The 17574-nt window shown below is 68.7% G+C and carries 15 protein-coding genes; 6 read left to right on the top strand and 9 right to left on the bottom strand.

What is annotated here, in order from left to right:
• The first annotated feature begins 233 nt into the window (after positions 1–233).
• Complete coding sequence (locus BG61_RS10290; RefSeq protein ID WP_206540583.1) at positions 234–1649, top strand: cytochrome P450; 1416 nt, start codon at positions 234–236, stop codon at positions 1647–1649.
• Positions 1650–1674: 25 nt separating this feature from the next.
• On the opposite strand, the gene BG61_RS10285 is transcribed toward BG61_RS10290, so the two are convergent.
• The 4 genes from BG61_RS10285 to BG61_RS10270 all read right to left on the bottom strand — a co-directional run bounded on the left by BG61_RS10285 (position 1675) and on the right by BG61_RS10270 (position 6784).
• Positions 1675–3039, bottom strand: a complete 1365-nt coding sequence (locus BG61_RS10285) for a glycerophosphodiester phosphodiesterase family protein (RefSeq protein WP_035930064.1) — start codon at positions 3037–3039, stop codon at positions 1675–1677.
• Positions 3040–3370: 331 nt separating this feature from the next.
• Positions 3371–5161 carry a chloride channel protein gene (locus BG61_RS10280; RefSeq protein WP_035929782.1) on the bottom strand — a complete coding sequence of 597 codons (1791 nt, stop codon included), beginning with the start codon at positions 5159–5161 and terminating at the stop codon, positions 3371–3373.
• 12 nt (positions 5162–5173) lie between these two features.
• On the bottom strand, positions 5174–5584 hold the full coding sequence (locus BG61_RS10275) for a MarR family winged helix-turn-helix transcriptional regulator (RefSeq protein ID WP_035929784.1): 411 nt from the start codon (positions 5582–5584) through the stop codon (positions 5174–5176).
• A gap of 33 nt (positions 5585–5617) precedes the next feature.
• Positions 5618–6784, bottom strand: coding sequence for an HPP family protein (locus BG61_RS10270; protein ID WP_035929786.1), 1167 nt, complete (start codon positions 6782–6784; stop codon positions 5618–5620).
• Between the two features lie 253 nt (positions 6785–7037).
• Here BG61_RS10270 and BG61_RS10265 point away from each other — a divergent pair, with 253 nt between their 5' ends.
• Positions 7038–8924 carry a DUF3857 domain-containing transglutaminase family protein gene (locus BG61_RS10265; protein ID WP_051672407.1) on the top strand — a complete coding sequence of 629 codons (1887 nt, stop codon included), beginning with the start codon at positions 7038–7040 and terminating at the stop codon, positions 8922–8924.
• Between the two features lie 176 nt (positions 8925–9100).
• Entirely contained in the window at positions 9101–11626 is a 2526-nt protein-coding gene (locus tag BG61_RS10260) for a hybrid sensor histidine kinase/response regulator (protein ID WP_035929788.1), read from the top strand.
• A 43-nt stretch (positions 11627–11669) separates the two neighbouring features.
• Here the strand turns inward: BG61_RS10260 and BG61_RS10255 are convergent, their stop codons facing one another.
• On the bottom strand, positions 11670–12482 hold the full coding sequence (locus BG61_RS10255) for a class I SAM-dependent methyltransferase (protein WP_035929790.1): 813 nt from the start codon (positions 12480–12482) through the stop codon (positions 11670–11672).
• Between the two features lie 143 nt (positions 12483–12625).
• Entirely contained in the window at positions 12626–13048 is a 423-nt protein-coding gene (locus BG61_RS10250) for a phasin family protein (protein WP_035929794.1), read from the bottom strand.
• A 333-nt stretch (positions 13049–13381) separates the two neighbouring features.
• Between BG61_RS10250 and BG61_RS10245 the strand changes: the two genes are divergently transcribed.
• Positions 13382–13747, top strand: a complete 366-nt coding sequence (locus BG61_RS10245; protein ID WP_338152271.1) for an HPF/RaiA family ribosome-associated protein — start codon at positions 13382–13384, stop codon at positions 13745–13747.
• The gene (locus tag BG61_RS10240; RefSeq protein WP_035929798.1) at positions 13734–13925 is read left to right on the top strand and encodes a DUF2964 family protein; all 192 of its coding nucleotides are present in this window, start codon (positions 13734–13736) and stop codon (positions 13923–13925) included. Before BG61_RS10245 ends, BG61_RS10240 begins: the two co-directional genes overlap by 14 nt.
• A gap of 12 nt (positions 13926–13937) precedes the next feature.
• On the opposite strand, the gene BG61_RS10235 is transcribed toward BG61_RS10240, so the two are convergent.
• A complete protein-coding gene (locus BG61_RS10235) occupies positions 13938–14312 on the bottom strand; it encodes a DUF3564 family protein (protein WP_035929799.1) in 375 nt (124 codons plus the stop codon).
• 584 nt (positions 14313–14896) lie between these two features.
• Between BG61_RS10235 and BG61_RS10230 the strand changes: the two genes are divergently transcribed.
• On the top strand, positions 14897–15886 hold the full coding sequence (locus BG61_RS10230) for a zinc-dependent alcohol dehydrogenase family protein (protein ID WP_035929802.1): 990 nt from the start codon (positions 14897–14899) through the stop codon (positions 15884–15886).
• A 13-nt stretch (positions 15887–15899) separates the two neighbouring features.
• Here BG61_RS10230 and BG61_RS10225 read toward each other — a convergent pair whose 3' ends face one another.
• Together BG61_RS10225 and BG61_RS10220 are read right to left on the bottom strand one after the other, a co-directional pair.
• Positions 15900–16667, bottom strand: coding sequence for a helix-turn-helix domain-containing protein (locus tag BG61_RS10225; protein WP_035929805.1), 768 nt, complete (start codon positions 16665–16667; stop codon positions 15900–15902).
• Positions 16668–16747: 80 nt separating this feature from the next.
• Entirely contained in the window at positions 16748–17401 is a 654-nt protein-coding gene (locus tag BG61_RS10220) for a glutathione S-transferase family protein (RefSeq protein WP_035929808.1), read from the bottom strand.
• Positions 17402–17574: the final 173 nt, after the last annotated feature.

Here is a 17574-nt window from a genome sequence, read left to right as displayed (position 1 = left end):
TTATTCCTCGATGGTTCGCCGCCCGTGCCGAATGGTTCGCTAGCAAACCATTGCGTTGCGTGCATCGCGCGCTTCGTGTCGCGAGCGCGGAACGATTGCGGACAGGCCTGCAGGCAGGTGTCGCGTGAAGCACCCCGGCGCCTGTGCTTTCTGCCGGGAAGTGATAAGTTGCGAGGCGACGCCGGGCACGGCCGCTCGCCCGGTCCATCGCTTCATCCGGAGGGACTCTCGATTTGAATGCTCCGTCAGGCACGTCGCATGCAACGGCACCGGGCGAGGAACGGGAGACGCCGCTTTTCGTGTCGCCGCTGCCGCAGCCGCCCTCGCGCAGATACTCGTCGCTCGGGTTCGTGCGCGCATCGAGACGCAACGGCCTGCATGTGTGGCCGCATGACGCGTATGAACGCGACTGGGTCGAACAGCGCTTCTTCGGCCGCAAGCGCGTGCTGCTCAACAAGCCCGGCATGATCCATCGCGTGCTGGTGGAGAACCACGGCAACTATGGCCGCACCGGCACGTCGATCCGGCTGCTTCGTCCGCTTCTCGGCGACGGTCTTCTGCTCAGCAGCGGCGAGACATGGAAGCATCAGCGGCGCACGATCGCGCCCGCGCTCGCGCCGAAAATGCTGCCGATGCTCGCACGCCACGTCGCCGAATGCACCGGGGAGGACGTGCAGGCGCTCGCCGCGCGCAAGGGCGCGCCGTTCCATCTGCTGCCCGCCATCCAGGCGCTCGCGCTGAAGATCGCGGCGCGCTCGATGTTCTCGCTCGAGACATGGGAGTACGGGCCCGCCGTGCGCGCCGAACTCGTGCGGTTTTTCCACCACCACGGCCGCGCGCGCCTGCTCGACATGATCACGCCGGTATCGATGCCGAGCTTTCACGATATCGGCCGCGCGCGTTTTCGCAGGCGCTGGAGCGCGCTGCTCGATCGCATCATCGATGCGCGTGAACGCGTGCCGGATGCGCACGGCCCGCGCGATCTGTTCGACCTGCTGCGCGCGGCGCGCGATCCCGAAAGCGGCGCGGCATTCGATCGCGCGGAACTGCGCGACCAGGTCGCCACAATGATCGTGGCCGGTCATGAGACGACGGCGCTCGCGATCTTCTGGTCGCTCTATCTGCTCGCGAACGTGCGGGACGCGCAGGCGGCGGTGGCGGCGGAAGTGCGCGACGCGGACCTGAGTCCCGCGCGCGCAGGCGTGATGTTCGACGCGCTGCCGTACACGCGTGCGGTCGTGAGCGAAGCGTTGCGGCTCTTTCCGCCCGTGTGGACCATCTCGCGGCAGTGCATCGCGGCGGACCGCGTGGACGGGCTGTCCATCGCTCCCGGCACGCTCGTGCTCGTGAGTCCGTGGGTGCTGCATCGCCATCGCGCGCACTGGGCGAACCCCGATGCGTTCGACCCTTCGCGCTTTCTGCCCGGTGCGCCGCCGCCGCCGCGCTTCACGTATCTTCCGTTCGGCAGCGGGCCGCGCGTGTGCGTGGGCGCGCAGTTCGCGCTCGCCGAGGCGACGCTCGTGCTCGCGCGCCTGATCCAGGCATTCGACGTCGAACTGGCCGACAGCGATCCCGTGCGACCGACCGCTGCCGTCACGACGTCGCCGGACCGGGCCGTGCCGTTCCGGCTCAAGCCGCGCGGGCCGTGAACGCGCCGCGCGGCATCGTCTCGCGTCAGCGTCCCAGTTCCTTCAGGTACGCCGCGCGCGCCGCGAACCCCGTGTTCGCGAAGTCGGTGAACACGCCATCGACGCCGAGCCGGAAGAACTGGAGATACTCCGCGTTCGGATCGCCGTTGTAGTTCGCGGCGAGGTACTTCTTCTCGTTGCGGAACGTGAAGACGTGCACGAAGAGCCCGGCCTTGTGCGCATCGCCGATGACGCTCGTCGCGCTTTGCGTGCTCGCCGCCGACGTGGAGCCGGCGAACGGCGTGCCGTCCGGGTTCGCGGCGGGGAAGGGCGTGATCTTCAGCGGCACGACCTGCGGCTTCCACGGGCCGATGCCGTCGGCGTAGGTCCTGATCTCCGCGAGGCCGGCGGGCGTGAGCATCACGTCGAACCAGCGCGGGTCGCCCGCGACGGTCCAGTCGAACGGCCGGCTGTCGACCACTTCGTTGTAGATCACGTTGCCCGTCTTGTAGTCGACGTCGAAGCCGTCGATCAGCTGCACGACCTTCGTGTTGAGGCCGTGGCTGCGCAGGTACTTGAGGCTGCCCGGCTCGAAGCTTTGCACGAAGACGGGCGCGTCCTTGCTGTTCATGCCGTTGTCGTTGAGGATCCGGATGAGCGCGTCCTCCAGCGGATGGCTGCCCGGCGCGCCGCACCCGTTCGCGATCGCCTGCGCGTTGTTCCACGTGGGGTTCTTCGTCTCCGGGTACACGGCGATCGTGCGGCCGCTCGACTGGCTCTTCGCCTTCGCGATGTCGATGATCTGCTGGAACGTCAGCACGGGCGACTTGCCGTTGAATTCCGTCGGGCGCTCGCTGGCGGCGTCGTAGGTCGTGCCGCCGATCAGCGTGCCCAGCTCCTGCGCGGTGAAATCGGTGATGGACCAGTCGTTGGTGTGATCCTCGCCGTCGACGATCAGCGACTTGAGCACCGACTTCGGGTCCGCCGGATTCGTCAGGTCGGTCAGATACCGGGACGGGCCGGTGGCCGGCGTGGTCGGCCACTTCACGTCGACCAGCACGCCCGGCACCGTGCGCTTGCGCGCGGCCACCGACGGATTGGTCTTCGCGACATCCGCGATATTGGTGTTGTCCGAGAGCCACGGATTGTGGCGCGCGACCAGCACGCAATCTTTCGACAGATGAAGGTCTTCCTCGAGCGCGTCGGCGCCGCTGTCGGCGGCGAGCTCGTACGACGGCTGCGTTTCCTCCGGGCGCAGGCCGGGCAGGCCGCGGTGCCCGATGACGAGGGGCGCCTTGCCGTCGAGCGTGGAGAACGCCGCGGGCGCCGGGGTGCTTGCGGGAGAGCCGTTGTCGTTGTTGCCGTTACAGGCGGCGAGCGAGGCGAGCGCGGCAAGCGCGAGCACGCTCATGAGCGGCGACGCGCGCAATCCGCGCAACCGAAACTTACGTTCGTTGTTCATCGGGTTTTCCATTGGGTAATAGAAGCTTCCGAATATTGCGAACGTTCGATTACCCCCGTATGACTCGCGGGCCTTCAGCCGCGCGACGAAAGCTCCGCAATCGCCTGATTTCGGGCGTCTCCCGGGACGAGGCCGAAGTGGCGGGGCACCGGATGCTTCGTGCCCCGGTGTTAATCTGGATTACGCCGGGTGAAATGTTGGCTGACATTCGATCGCCGGGAGGTGGCAATGGCGCGCACGCCCGAAGCCTTCCGGGCGTGCGGCTTCCTTCATGTTGCGTTCATGCGGGGTGGTCGTGCCCCATCGGCCGCCGCCGCGTCCAGGGTGGCTGGAGGTGCCTGAAGCGCTCCTGCCGCTCTTCCTCGTCGAAATGCGCGCGCGACGGCTTGACGAGATCGCTGCGCGACACGATGCCGACGAGCCGCATCGACTCCCTGTCCGCCACCACCGGCAGCCGCTCCAGTTCGTTCACCGCGAGACGCGTCGCGACCAGCCGGCACGGCTCGCCCGGCAGCGCGAAGAGCGGCGGCGACGCCAGCGCGTCGCCGAGCGTGACGGACGGGTCGCCCGCGCCCGGCTCGTCGGCCAGGCTCGCGAGCGCCGCCCGGTCCACCATGCCCGCGAGCCGCCCGTTGCGCACGACCGGATACGCGCGGTGCGTCTGCGCCGCGCCGAAGTGCGTCGCGAGCGCGTCGGCGAGCGGCGTGGCGGCGTCGATCGTTTCGACCGCGCGCGTCATGACCTCGTCCACATGGTGCCGCTCCAGCGGATCGACGCCGTATTCCCGGTAGATGTGATAGCCGCGTCGCGCGATCTTTTCGGTCATGATCGAGCGCCGCATGACGACCGTCGCGAAGCCGTGCGCCACGAGCGTGGCGGCGAGCAGCGGGAGCAGGGCGTTGCTGTCGTGCGTGAGGCCGAAGGCGAACACGATCGCGGTCAGCGGGGCGCCGAGCGTCGCGCCGAGCGTGGCGGCCATGCAGACGAGCGGCCAGAGCGCGGCGTCGTTGCCCGGCAGCACCGCGCCGAGCACGGTTCCGAGCCCGGCGCCGAGCATCAGGAGCGGCGCGAGCACGCCGCCGGAGGTGCCCGAGCCGAGCGCGACGACCCAGATGACCGCCTTCACCGCGAGAATCGCGAGCGCCGCTTCGAGGACGATGTGCTGATGCAGCAAGTCGCCGATCACGTCATAGCCGACGCCGAGCGCGCGCGGCTCGACATATCCGCCGATGCCGACGACGAGACCGCCGATCGCGGGCCACCACATCCAGTGCAGCGGCAGCTTGCCGAACAGGTCCTCGGTTTTGTAGAGCGCGGCCGAGAGCCCCGACGCGAGCGCGCCCGACAGGAGCCCCGCGACGACGCACGACGCGAGCGCCATCATGCCGGGCGGGGCCGTCACGAGCGGAAAGAGCGGCCCGGTGCCGAAGACCGAAGCCCGCGCGAAGCCCGCGACCGCGCACGCGAGCGCGACAGGCAGGAAGCTGCGCGGCCGCCACTCGAAGAGCAGCAGCTCCACCGCGAGCAGCACCGCCGCCACGGGCGTGCCGAACACGGCGGTCATCCCTGCCGCCGCGCCCGCGACGAGCAGCGTCTTGCGCTCCGCCGCGGTCAGCTTCACGCATTGCGCGATGAGCGAGCCGAGCGCGCCGCCCGTCATGATGATCGGACCTTCCGCGCCGAACGGCCCGCCGCTGCCGATCACGATGCCCGACGAGAGCGGCTTGAGCACCGCCACCTTCGGCGACATCCGGCTCTTGCCGAACAGAATCGCCTCGATGGCTTCGGGAATGCCGTGCCCGCGGATCTTCTCCGACCCGTAGCGCGCGATCAGCCCGACGATCAGGCCGCCCGCGACCGGCACCGCGATCACCCACGCGCCGAGCGCATGGTGCGCGGGCGAGCGCTCGGCGAACGAGAACGTGCCGAAGAAGAACAGGTTCGTGAACAGATGGATCAGCGCGAGAAGCGCGATGGCGGCGAGCGTCGCGACGGCGCCGATCGCCGCGGCGAGCGCGCAGATGCGCGGCAGGCGCTCGTTGACCGAGAAATCACGTTTGTGGAGGTCCATGGCGGGGTTCGTTCAGAGATCGATTTGCGGCACGCGAAACGCGCCTTCGAGGGATTTCAGCTCGGCGCGGTGCAGTGCGGCGAGGCGCGCGAGCACCTGCTCGCCGCGCGGCTCCAGATGGACCTCCACCTGCCGGCGGTCGTCCTGGTTGGTCTGGCGCCTGACGAGTTCGAGCGCCTCGCAGCGCGTCACCAGCGCGACGACGCCGTGATGGTGCGACTGCAGCCGCTCCGCGAGTTCGCCGACCGTCGCCCAGTTGCGCTCGGGGAAGCCCTTGATGTGCAGCAGCAGCAGATACTGCAGGCGGGTGATGCCTTCGCCCTGCGCGGCGCGTTCGGAAAAGCGTTCGAAACGCCGCATCTGGTAGCGGAATTCCGACAGTTGCTCGAAATCCGTCTTGGTCAGGTTACCCGCTGCTTTCATTGATGATCCGTCAAGGGCGGCGGGGCGTGGCGCTCAGGCCGAGCGCCGTTGCGCCGTGTTCGTTTGCCGGTAGAGGCCGGCGATGAGATCGGCTTCGGTGATCATGCCGACGACGCGCCCGCCCGCGTCCACGACCGGAATGTGGTGGTGCCCGAAGTTCGCGAACATCGGCACGAGTTCCGAGACTACCGTCGACGCCTCGACGGTGCATACATCGGCGGTCATGACCGACGCGACGAGCGGTTCATTTTCCGGCTGTTCCGGCAGGCGCCCGCCGACCGCCGCCAGCCCCGGTTTGAACGTCCTGGCGGGCTCGGCCCCGGCAAGGTCGACGCGCGTCACGATGCCGACCACGCGGCGCATCGGATCGACGACCGGCAGCGCCTTGATGTGATGGCGCGTGAGCAGGTGCAGCGCGTCGTCGACGGTGGCGGCGGGCGTGATCGTGATGACCCCGCGCGACATGATGTCCGCGCACGTGAGCTCCCTGAAGGTGCGCGCGTAGGCCTGCAACTGCGTCTCGCGCAGCAGCGCTTCGAGGTCGTCTGGATCGATGTCGAGCAGTTCGCTCTGGCGCGCGAGCACGGCTTCCAGGTCGCTGCGGGTAAAGCCGGGCGTGGCCGGGCTCGCGGCCGGCTCGGCGGCGGCCGGGGGCGCGTGGCGCCACGCGTGCGGATAACGGTGTCCGGTCAGCCGGTGGTAGACGATCGCGGAGCCGAGCAGCGCCGCCGATTGCAGCGCGATCGGCGCCAGCACGAAGCCGTAGCCGAGCGCGTGCACCTGCGAGCCGCCCAGCACGGCCGTGAGCGCGACCGCGCCGGAGGGCGGGTGGATGCAGCGCAGCACGAACATCGCGCAGATGGCGAGCGCGACGGCGAGCGCGGCCGCGTGGACCGGATCGCGGATCAGCGCCGCACAGGTCACGCCGACGACCGCGGAGGCCAGATTGCCGCCCATGATCGACCACGGCTGCGCGAGCGGGCTCGCCGGCACGGCGAAGAGCAGCACGGCGGAGGCGCCCATCGGGGCGACGAGGAGCGGGATCATCCCCGCTTCGCCGACGGTGATCTGCGTGAGGCCGCCCGTGAGCACGATGCCGATCAACGCGCCCACGCACGCGCGCACGCGTTCCGGCCACTTCAGGGCGACCGGGGCGGGGGCAAAGCTGAGCAGCCAGCGAACGAGCGTGGATTGCAACAAATGAGGACCTGAAAGGGAAACGGGACCGGTGGGCGCGCCGGTGCGCCCGTAAGGCGGCACCGTCTTGCTTCGCGTCTATCTCGAAATTATATCGCAACATGATACAAAAATGCACACACAAGGTGCGAATTGATGAGAATCGGTGAATTACGGTGCAAATCGGTGCACGCGTGAGAGGAACAGCGCGCGCGAAGCGATGTACGGTACGATGGACTGTCGTCATGCGCCGGCCCCGCGACGAGGCCATCCACCCATGCTCACCCATTCGTTCGACGTCGTGCGCCGCCTGCTGATCGCCTGTGCGCTGGCGGGCGGCGCACCGCTTGCGGCGGGCGCAGCGGACCATCCGGACGAGCCGTCCACGGTCGTGAGCGACGTGCATCTTTTCGTGGTCGGGGAAGACGGCTCGGTTACCGAGGACGACGCCACGGTCCTGCGCGCCAATACCCCCGCCGGCATCGACGAGATCGCGCAGCGCTACGTCTGGTTCGACCGCAGCGTGGCGAAGGTCGATATCGTCGATGCGTACGCGATCGACCGCGACGGCGTGAGACACACCGTGTCGCCGGACCAGATCCGGGAGATCCAGGAGCCGCGGTCGGCCGGCGCGCCGACCTTCCAGGACGCGAAGCTCAAGGCGGTGATCTTTCCGGGCGTCGGCGTCGGGTCGAGCGTCTATCTGCGCTTTCACAAGAGCCAGTCGACGCCGGTCGTCGCCGGCCAGTTCAACTATTTCGTCGAGCCGGGCCGCAGGCCGGTCGAGAGCCAGACGCTCATCTTCGACCTGCCCGCCGGAAAGACGCTGTATTCGGACGCCCGCGGCTACGTCGCGCTGCCGCCCGTCACGGAAAACGGCCGCACGCGCTACGAGTTCCGCTACAGCCGGCTCAGCTTCGATCGCATCGAGAACGGCGCCATCGCGTATGCGAACTACGGCGACCGGCTGATGGTCTCGACGTTTCCGGACTACGCGTCGTTCGCAGCGAGCTATCGCGAACCCGCCGCCGACACTTCCGTGAACGATCCGGCCATCGTCAATCTGGCCCGCGCGCTGACGCTGAACGACCCGGACAACCGCGCGAAGGCGCAGACGCTCTACGACTGGGTGCGCCGCAATATCCGCTACGTGGCGTTCTTCATCGGCCAGAGCCCCGCGATTCCGCACCGGGCCGCCGAGGTCCTCGCGAACCGCTACGGCGACTGCAAGGATCACGTCGCGCTTTACGGCGCGCTGCTCGCGGCGGCCGGCATCCGCAGCGAGCCGGCGCTGATCAGCCTGGGCTCGGTGTACTCGCTGCCCGCCGTGCCCGGCTACGGCTCGGGCGCGATCAACCACGTGATCACCTGGCTGCCGGATCTCGGGCTCTACGCTGATTCGACGGCGTCGAGCATCGAGTTCGGCTATCTGCCGCTCACGGACATGGACCGGCCCACGCTCCTCGTCGACTCGGGCACGCTCTCGCGCACGCCCGCCACGCAGCCGCTCTCGCGCACCGCGCGCCTGCAGATCGACGTTGCCAGGGACGGCGGCGCCGCGTTCTCGTACCGGGTCGAGGACGCGGGCTGGAGCGCGGAAATGGAGCGCACGGGCTTGCGCGGCGCGACCGCGCAGCGCCGCGGCCAGATCGCCGCCGACCGTCTGCGCTACACGAACCTGCGCGGCACGGCGTCGCTTACGACGAGCGAGCTCGACGCGAACGCCGGGCCCCTCGCCACGACGCTGCGCGGCACGCTCGACAACGTCGTGTGGCCGACCGGCACGACCGCGCTGCCCGCGCTCACGAGCCTCTCGGGCGGCATCGCGACGCAGGTGCGCAGTGCGCTCTCGGAGCGCGTGCGCACGCAGCCTTACGTGTGCGTGGGCGGCGAGTTCGACGAGATCGCGCAGATCGCGCTGCCGAAGGGCGTGCGCGTCGTCGACCTGCCCGACAACGCGGAGGTCAGGAGCGCGTCCTTCGATTTCCGCTCGCGCTACGTGCTCGACCCGGGGACGAACGTCGTGCAGATGACGCGCAGGCTGCGCGCCGACTTCGGCAAGCAGGTCTGCACGCCCGCCGATTTCGACGCCGAGGTGGCCGCGCTGAAAAAGATGGAGCGCGATACGCAGGCGCAGATCATCGTGAAGGCGGCCGAGCGCTGAGGCGCGCGGTACGTCGCAGTACGTCGCAGTACGTTTTAGGGTCGTGCCTGGAATAGAATTCCAGAAGGGCGCCATTCAGGGCCGGGAACTGCTGCAACGAAACGCGGATCGCCATGGATCGTCCCGGATGGGATCCGGCTCGACACCACAGGACAGGAGCGGGCGGAGACAAGCACATGCCCTTTTTGACGGAGGACCACGGGTGCCCGGGGTGGAAAGGCGAGATGGCCGGGCGCATCGAGGCGTTCGACTGGTCGGAAACCGAACTCGGCCCGATCGGGGCCTGGACGCGCAGCCTCGCCTCCACCGTGCGGCTGATGCTGGCGTCGCCGGTGCCGCTCGTCATGCTCTGGGGCCGGCAGGGCTACATGGTCTATAACGACGCCTACGCCGCCTTCGCGGGCGGGCGGCACCCGTATCTGCTCGGCTCGCCGGTCGAGCTGGGCTGGCCGGAGGTCGCGTCGTTCAATCGCCACGTGATGGATACGTGCCTCGGCGGCGGGACGCTCACCTATCGCGAAAAGAAACTCGTGCTGCTGCGCAACGGCCGCCCCGAGGCCGTCTGGATGGACCTGTACTACAGCCCGGTCGCGGGCGACGACGGCAAGCCGGCCGGGGTGCTGGCCGTCGTCGTCGAAACGACCGAGCGTGTCCTGTCCGAGCGCAAGCGCGAAGCCGCCGAGGCGGCGTACCGCGCGACCAACGAGCGCCTGCAGCTCGCGCTCAATACGGGCGCGGTGCTCGGCACCTGGGTCTGGGACCTCGCGACCGACACGCTGCGAGGCGACGAGCGCTTTGCGCGCAGCTTTTCGGTCGACGCGGAGGAAGCGGCGCGCGGCCTGCCGCGCGCGGTGGTGAACCGCTCGCTTCATCCCGACGACCGCGCGCGCATCGAACGGCTCGCGCGCGAGGCGATCGAAAGCGGCGAGCCGTTCAACGCCGAGTACCGCATCCGGCTTCCCGACGGCAGCTACGGCTGGGTGCAGGCAAACGGGCGCTGCCAGAACGACGCGGCCGGCGTGCCGTACCGCTTCCCCGGCGTGCTCATCGACATTCACGAGCGCAAGATCGCTGAAGAGGCGCTGCTGCAGCTGACCGGCACGCTCGAACAGCGCGTCGCCGATGCGGTCGCGGCGCGCGCCGCCGCCGAAGCGCAGTTGCGCCAGGCGCAGAAGATGGAGGCGATCGGCAGCCTCACGGGCGGCGTCGCGCACGACTTCAACAACGTGCTCCAGGTGATCAGCGGCAATCTGCAGATGCTCGCGACGAGCGCCGGCAACGATGTCGCCACGCAGCGCAGGATCGCCTCGGCGACCGACGCCGTGCAGCGCGGCGCGCGGCTCGCCGCCCAACTGCTTGCGTTCGCGCGGCGCCAGCCGCTCTCGCCGGCGGTGGTGAATCCGCGGCGCCTGCTCGAAGGCATGCAGGAGCTGCTGCATCGCGTGCTGGGAGAGACCGTCGCGGTCCACACGCATGTCGATGCCGGGCCGTGGAACGTGCTCGTCGACCGCAACCAGCTGGAAAACGCGCTGCTCAACCTCGCGATCAACGCGCGCGACGCGATGCACGGCGAAGGCACGCTCACGCTGACGGCGAGCAACGTGATCGTCGAGGCCGAGCCGGCCCGCGAGACGTCCGAACTCGCGCGCGGCGAATACCTGTGCCTCTCGGTATCGGACACGGGCGTCGGCATGCCGCCCGAGGTGCTCGAGCATGCGTTCGAGCCGTTCTTCACCACCAAGCCCGACGGCCGCGGCACCGGCCTCGGACTCTCGATGGTGTTCGGCTTCGTCAAGCAGAGCGGCGGCCATACGGTCATCGCGAGCGAGCTGGGGCAGGGCACCACCGTGCGCCTCTACTTCCCGCGCTGCCGCGAGCAGGAAGCGCCAGAGACGGGCGACACGGCCGGCGCGCCGGTCGGCGGACAGGAGACGATCCTCGTCGTGGAAGACGACGCCGACGTGCGGCTCGCGGCGGTCGAGATGCTCGCGGAACTCGGCTACAAGATCCTGAAGGCGCCGGATGGCGACGCCGCGCTGAGGCTGATCGAAAGCGGCCTCACGATCGATCTGCTCTTCACCGATGTCGTGATGCCCGGCGAGGTGAAGAGCGCCGAACTCGCGCGGCGCGCGGCGGCGTGCTCGCCGCCCATTCCGGTGCTGTTCACGTCCGGCTACACGCGCGACGTGATCTTCCACCAGGGCAAGCTCGACCGCGGCGTGAGCCTCCTCAGCAAGCCGTACCGCCGCGACGACCTCGCGCGCAAGATCCGCGCCGCGCTCGACGCGAGCCGCGGCCGCCAGGCCGTCGCCGCGGCGCCGAGGGAAGCGCGCTGCGCGCCCGGCGAGCGCTCGGTGCTGCTGGTGGAAGACGACACGGATTCGCGCGAGGCGATGCACGACCTGCTGACGATTCTCGGACTCGCGTGCACCGCCGTGCCGAGCGCGGAACTGGCGTTGCCGCTCGTGGCGGAGCGCCGCTACGACATCGTGCTGAGCGACGTGACGCTGCCGGGCATGTCCGGCGCCGATCTCGCGCGCCGCGTGCGCGACCTTCAGCCGGACACGCGGGTCCTGCTCGTATCCGGCTACGGGGACAAGGCCGAGATCGGCGAGCCGATTCCCGGCGTGCGCGTGCTGGCGAAACCGATCGACCTGTCGATCCTTCAAAAGGAACTGGCGGATCTCGCCGACCAGGCTTGAACCGCCGCCAGGGCGTCGCGGGCTATCGAGCGTCAGGCGCCATTCAGGGCTTGGTCGCCGAGGCGAGCACGCACGGCATCGGGATGAGCAGCTCGCCGTGCTGCTCGTAGGGTGCGACGCTCGCCCTCACGTCGCGTTCGATTTTCGTGAGCGCCGAGCTTTCCTGCGCCCGCAACAGCGCCCCGATGCGCACGCCGCCGCGCATCAGGCCGTGAAACGGCGTCTCGGGCAGCACGAGGTGCCAGATCTGGCTGACCTCGTCCACCTGCGGGTCGGTGAACCCGGCGGCGAGGAGCGCGCGCGTGGACTCGCCGGGATCGCTGAAGCGGAAGAACGGCGGCGCCGGCGGGAGAGCGACGTCGAGCTTGCCGTGCGTTTCGATGGCCTTCAGGACCATCTGCATGCCGACGGCCTTGTCGGGGCCGGCCCATACCGTGAAGGCGACGCGTCCGCCCGGGCGCAGCACGCGCGCGGCCTCGCTCAGCGCCTGTTCGGGCTGCGGAAAATGCAGCATGCCGAAGCTGATGCCGACGGCGTCGAAACTTTCGCTGCTGAACGGGAGATGGTCGGCGCTCGCCACCTGGAATTCGACTTCGGGATACGCCTGCCGCGCGTGGGCGATCATCGACGCCGAGAAGTCGACGGCCGCCGCCGTCGCGCCGCGCTCGATCGCCGCTGCTGCGAGATAGCCGGGGCCGGTCGCGACGTCGAGCATGCGGCTCGACTCGCCGACGCGAAGCGCATCGAGCAGCGCGCCGTGGGACTGGGCCGTCAGCCGGCCGAAATAGTCCTCATAGGCCTGGACGACATGCTCCCAGCCGGTATGCTCGAACGCCTTGAAATCATCATATTCCATGGAAACCTCCGCCTGCGGGCGGCGTGGCGTTTCCTGCCGCCGGCAGGCTGCCTTGCCGCATGGCCTCGGCGTGAGCCGCGGGGCCGCGGGTTCCGTAGCGGCGGCAGGCGTGCGATGCGCCGCCGCGGGACCCCGGCAGTCCGCTACTGTCCGGGCCGTTCCAGCGACGCCTTCAGTTCCTTCAGCGCATCGTCCATGCGCTTCGCGACGAGTGCATAAGCCTCTGCCTGCGTCTGCTGGGTGGTGCGCGCGATGTCCTGCATGTCGGCGAGCCCGTCGCGCAGCGCGCGTTGCACGAGTTCGGTGGCGTTGAAAGGCGGCTTGCTCGACGAAGCCGCGAATTGCTGCGCGATCGTTTCGAGTTCACTCAGTGTCCGGCGCAGAATTTCAAGCTGCTTGTCGCGCAATGCCTGCATGCCGCCGAACGCCACCTGGTTCGTCGCGGCCAGCGCTTCCACATCCTTGCGGCGCGATTCCAGGATGGCCGATACGTCGAAGCCGGGCAGGTTGTACTGCTGGAATATCGCGGCAAACTGGCTAAAAGGATCACTGAATTTTTGATTCATTCGCGTCTCCCGTAGTGTCTCGATCGGACCGCGGCATGTCGGACGTTCGTTCGAACGCTGCTGCCGGCTCCTGATACTACCAATATACGCACCCCAATTGGGGCAAGGGAAAACACCAGAGCGAAAGGGGCGGTGCATGGGGTTCGCGCGGCATGCGGGGAGCCCTCGCAGGGCGTGTCAGTGCCTGCTCATGCAGCGCGCCTCTGTCCTCGTGCGGCGCGCGTCCGGCCGTCGCGCGAAGCCGTGCCTGCCTTGTCGCGGCGGGATCTTGATGCAGGTCAACGCGCATGCGCGTTCCGGCGACAACCATGAATCATGGGCGCGGGAACCCGCTTGCCGCTGGTCGCTTTTGCGGTCGTCGCGGGCCGCCTGCGCCGTCATTGGGGGTGCGCAATGAGCGTCGGCATGCAGATCGCCTACCGGGGGTTCGTGGGGAGCGCCGGCGTCGAGGCGAAGGCCCACGCCGAACTCGCGCGGCTCGCGCGCTTTTCCGGGCGGATCGCCGGGTGCCATCTCGCGATCGAGGCGATGTGGGACCGGCCGGGGCATCGGCTGTACGACGCCCGGCTCGATCTGATCACGCCCGATCACGAGCTGATCCCGCTCGCGCGCAGCACCGACGAAGATCCCGACATGGCCGTGCACGTCGCATTCGACACGGCCGTGCGTCTGCTGGAGAAGGACAATGGTCAGGGCTGAATCGCGGATCGTCGTGTCGCTGGTCGCGGTATTCGTTTCGCTGGCGGGCATTTCCGCTGCGATCCACGGACTGCTCTTCGACAAGACGGAGGTCATGTACTACGGCGTGCTGGCGATCATCGTCGGCGTGACGTCGTTCGTGGTGCTCCTCAACCCCACGCCGAGAGACGAATCTTGACGGGCACGGCGATCAGCTGTCCTCGTCGCCGCAGAACACGCCGTGCTCGGCCTTGATCTGCTCGCGGTCGATGCACTGGACATGCCAGCGTCCCGTCGCGGGTTCACGCGCAGCGCCGGTGTACCACAGCACGCGGCCCGCCTGGCCTTCGCGCGGGCCGCCGGCCGTGTCGAAGTCGAGGCGCTCGAGCACGCAGAGCGGGCGCTCGGCGTGCTGGCCGCAGATCAGCGTGCCGTCGGGCGCGGCCTGCAGACCGCCCCAGTCCGGAAGATCGACGCTCTGATGCCCTTCGCGCGACCAGCGGCGTGTCTCCTTGTCGAGCCACAGGATGGCGAAAGCGGCAGAATCGACGCGCTCGAAGGTATCGAGTTTGACGGTGATACGCATGACATCCTCCACGATTCACTTCAATAGTCAGGCACCAGCCAGATTGACAGGGGCTATGAGCGCCTTCGGGAGATAGCGGCGGTATCGGCGGGAATCGCGCGTACCGCTTATGTGTTCGTGCGACGCGCGTGAACGGGCGCATCGCGGTGAGGACCGGCGGCTTGCCGGCCGGCCGGCGGCGCGGCGCAACGCATGCGCCATACGCGCGGGACCTGCGAGCCACTGAGGTAAGAAAGCAAGCGTAATGCCGAAGTTCAAACTATCTTGTCGCAGGTTCATGACGCACCCTTTTCGTCCGGCGAATGATCTAGTCTACGCCCTGTATCTGACAACGCCGAGTCAAGCCGGCTCTCGGGCCCGGGGCGCGGGTGCGTCGCAGCGCGCGGCGCGCGAGTGCCGGCGGATTGCATATTCTCGATGAATGTCGCGGGGACGCGCGCCCGCCGCTTGCCTGTCTTCATCCGGCATCCGGCGCGCGAAGGGTGCAGGCGTGCACCAGCGCGATCAGGCATGCCCCACGAAGCGGCCGCGGCACGAGGGTCCGTGACGGCCATTAAGCACTGACATAAACGCGGAGGTCCGACATGCGCGCAATGGTCTTCGACGGCTCGACGCCCTCGCTGCGCGAGACCGATCTGCCGGACCCGGTCGCGGGCACCGGAGAACTGGCGATCGACGTCCACACCTGCGGCGTGTGCCGCACCGACCTGCATGTCGTCGACGGCGACCTGCGCGATCCGAAGCGTCCGCTGATTCCCGGCCACGAGATCGTCGGCACGGTGACGGCGGTGGGCATCGGCGTGTCGGGCTTCACGGTCGGAGACCGCGTGGGCGTGCCGTGGCTCGGCCACACGTGCGGCCATTGCCACTTTTGCGGCATCGGCCGCGAAAACCTCTGCGACACGCCGGGCTTCACCGGCTACACGATCGACGGCGGCTATGCGGAGCGCGTCGTCGCCGACAGCCGCTTCTGCCTGCACGTGCCGCCGCGCTACTCGAACGTCGAGGCGGCGCCGCTCATGTGCGCCGGGCTCATCGGCTACCGCACGCTCAGCATGGCGGGCGACGTGAAGCGCATCGGCATCTACGGCTTCGGGGCGGCGGCGCATATCGTCGCGCAGCTGGCGCGCCATCAGGGGCGCACGGTGTACGCGTTCACGCGTCCCGGCGACGCCGCCGCGCAGCAGCTCGCGCTCGACCTCAAGGCCCACTGGGCGGGCGGCAGCGACGAGATGCCGCCCGACGAACTCGACGCCGCGCTCATCTTCGCGCCGGCGGGCGCGCTCGTGCCGGCCGCGCTGAAGGCGGTCGCGAAGGGCGGCATCGTGGTGTGCGGCGGCATCCACATGAGCGACATTCCGTCGTTTCCGTATGCGCTTCTGTGGGGCGAGCGGCGCGTGGTGTCGGTCGCCAACCTGACCCGCGACGACGGCCGCGCGTTCATGCGCCTCGCCGGGCAGTTCCACCTCGACATGCGCACGACCTGCTATGCGCTCGCCGACGCGAACCGCGCACTCGATGACCTGCGCGCGGGACGCGTGACGGGCGCCGCCGTGCTGCGCATCCGCGGGTGAGGGACGCTCTCGCCTAGACCCGCGCGAGCGCCTCGCGGTCGGCGATGCGGACCTGCCTGCCGTGCGTGTCGATGAGTCCTTCCTTCTGGAATTTCGACAGCATCCGGCTGACCGTTTCCAGCTTGAGCCCCAGATAGCTGCCCATCTCCTCGCGCGTCATGCGCAGGTTGAATTCCGCGGCGGAGTAGCCGCGCGCCTCGAAGCGCGTCGAGAGATTGAGCAGGAACGCGGCCACGCGCTGTTCCGCCGACATCGTGCCGAGCATCAGCATGAGCCCCGACTCGCGCACGATCTCGGCGCTCAGGAGCCGGTGCACGTGATGCTGCATCGCCTTGACCTCGCGGCACAGCAATTCGAGCAGGGCGTACGGCACGATGCAGACGATGCTGTCCTCCAGCGCGACTGCTTCGCAGCCGTGGCGGTCGGTGCAGATGCCGTCGAGGCCGAGCGTCTCGCCCGGCAGATGAAAGCCCGTCACCTGCTCGCGGCCGTCGCGATGCGTGATCACGGTCTTGAAGCAGCCGGCGCGCACGGTGTAGATGCTGTGGAAGTCGTCGCCCGCGCAATAGAGCGTCTCGCCGCGGTGCACGCTGCGCGTCGCGAACACGACCGAATCGACCCGGGCGAGATCCGCGGGCGACAGTTCCGGCGGCTCGCAGAACTGGCGCATCGTGCAGGTGGAATGCGGCGAGGCGCTCGCCTCGCGGCGCACGCGCGGCACACGTGGCACGCGACGCGGCGCGGGAGAACGCGCACTCTCGAAGCCGGTTGCGGATGACATGATCGTCTCCTGCCTCCATCTTCCCAGTATCGTTCACGCCGCGCCAAACTTCGAGTCCGTGTTGATTCGTGCGGCTGGCGTCAGAACTCCATGTCGAGTTCGTCGATTTCATCCACTTCATGCTGCGCGTCCGCGATCCACTGCTGCATTTCCGGCATCGCGAGGATGCGCTGGCCGTAGGCGACGATCTCCGGATCGAGCTTCACGTCGTAGGTCACGAAGCGCGTGACGACCGGCGCGAACATCGCGTCGGCGGCGGTGCGTTCGCCGAACAGGAACGGCCCGCCGTACTGCCCGAGGCATTCGTGCCAGATCGTCACGATGCGTTCGATGTCGGTCTGCGCGCGCGCCCACACCTTGAAGCCGGGAAAGTGCGCCTTGAGGTTCATCGGCAGCGCGGAGCGCAGCGATGCGAAGCCCGAATGCATCTCGCCGCAGATCGCACGGCAATGCGCGCGGTCGCGCAACTCGCGCGGCAGCAGCCCGGCGCCGGGGCGCACCTCGTTCAGGTACTCCGCGATCGCGAGCGTGTCCCAGACCTTGATGCCGTTGTGAACGAGGCAGGGCACGAGAATCGACGGCGACAGCAGAAGCAGTTCGGCGCGCGCGGCGGGATCGTCGATCGGCATCGCGATCTCTTCGAAGTCCAGACCGCTGAACCTGACGAGCAGCCAGCCGCGCAGCGACCACGACGAATAGTTCTTGCTGCTGATGGTGAGCGTGGCATTTGCCATACGAATCTCCGTGCCGGTTGCCTTTGAGCGGGACGATCTGGACCATTCATTCCGATGGCGCTGCGCGCGACGTCCCCGCATGCACGTTCACGTGCGCCCGCGCACCAAAAAACGGCGAAATACATGCGCGAACGGGACTCGCGCAAGTGCTATGCCAACGCTACGGGGTTACT

Source organism: Caballeronia glathei (genome assembly GCF_000698595.1).
In the GTDB taxonomy this organism is placed as follows: Bacteria; Pseudomonadota; Gammaproteobacteria; order Burkholderiales; family Burkholderiaceae; genus Caballeronia; species Caballeronia glathei.
The sequence above is the reverse complement of the archived record's forward strand: the minus strand, read 5'-3'. Positions and strand labels throughout refer to the sequence as shown.

Excerpts from the sequence above, each read along its gene's own strand:
- BG61_RS10255 (WP_035929790.1), bottom strand. The coding sequence starts at position 12,482 with ATGGAATATGATGATTTCAAGGCGTTCGAGCATACCGGCTGGGAGCAT.
- BG61_RS10275 (WP_035929784.1), bottom strand. The coding sequence starts at position 5,584 with ATGAAAGCAGCGGGTAACCTGACCAAGACGGATTTCGAGCAACTGTCG.
- BG61_RS10250 (WP_035929794.1), bottom strand. The coding sequence starts at position 13,048 with ATGAATCAAAAATTCAGTGATCCTTTTAGCCAGTTTGCCGCGATATTC.
- BG61_RS10220 (WP_035929808.1), bottom strand. The coding sequence starts at position 17,401 with ATGGCAAATGCCACGCTCACCATCAGCAGCAAGAACTATTCGTCGTGG.
- BG61_RS10240 (WP_035929798.1), top strand. The coding sequence starts at position 13,734 with ATGGTCAGGGCTGAATCGCGGATCGTCGTGTCGCTGGTCGCGGTATTC.
- BG61_RS10230 (WP_035929802.1), top strand. The coding sequence starts at position 14,897 with ATGCGCGCAATGGTCTTCGACGGCTCGACGCCCTCGCTGCGCGAGACC.
- BG61_RS10280 (WP_035929782.1), bottom strand. The coding sequence starts at position 5,161 with ATGGACCTCCACAAACGTGATTTCTCGGTCAACGAGCGCCTGCCGCGC.
- BG61_RS10265 (WP_051672407.1), top strand. The coding sequence starts at position 7,038 with ATGCTCACCCATTCGTTCGACGTCGTGCGCCGCCTGCTGATCGCCTGT.
- BG61_RS10260 (WP_035929788.1), top strand. The coding sequence starts at position 9,101 with ATGCCCTTTTTGACGGAGGACCACGGGTGCCCGGGGTGGAAAGGCGAG.
- BG61_RS10235 (WP_035929799.1), bottom strand. The coding sequence starts at position 14,312 with ATGCGTATCACCGTCAAACTCGATACCTTCGAGCGCGTCGATTCTGCC.
- BG61_RS10225 (WP_035929805.1), bottom strand. The coding sequence starts at position 16,667 with ATGTCATCCGCAACCGGCTTCGAGAGTGCGCGTTCTCCCGCGCCGCGT.
- BG61_RS10285 (WP_035930064.1), bottom strand. The coding sequence starts at position 3,039 with ATGAGCGTGCTCGCGCTTGCCGCGCTCGCCTCGCTCGCCGCCTGTAAC.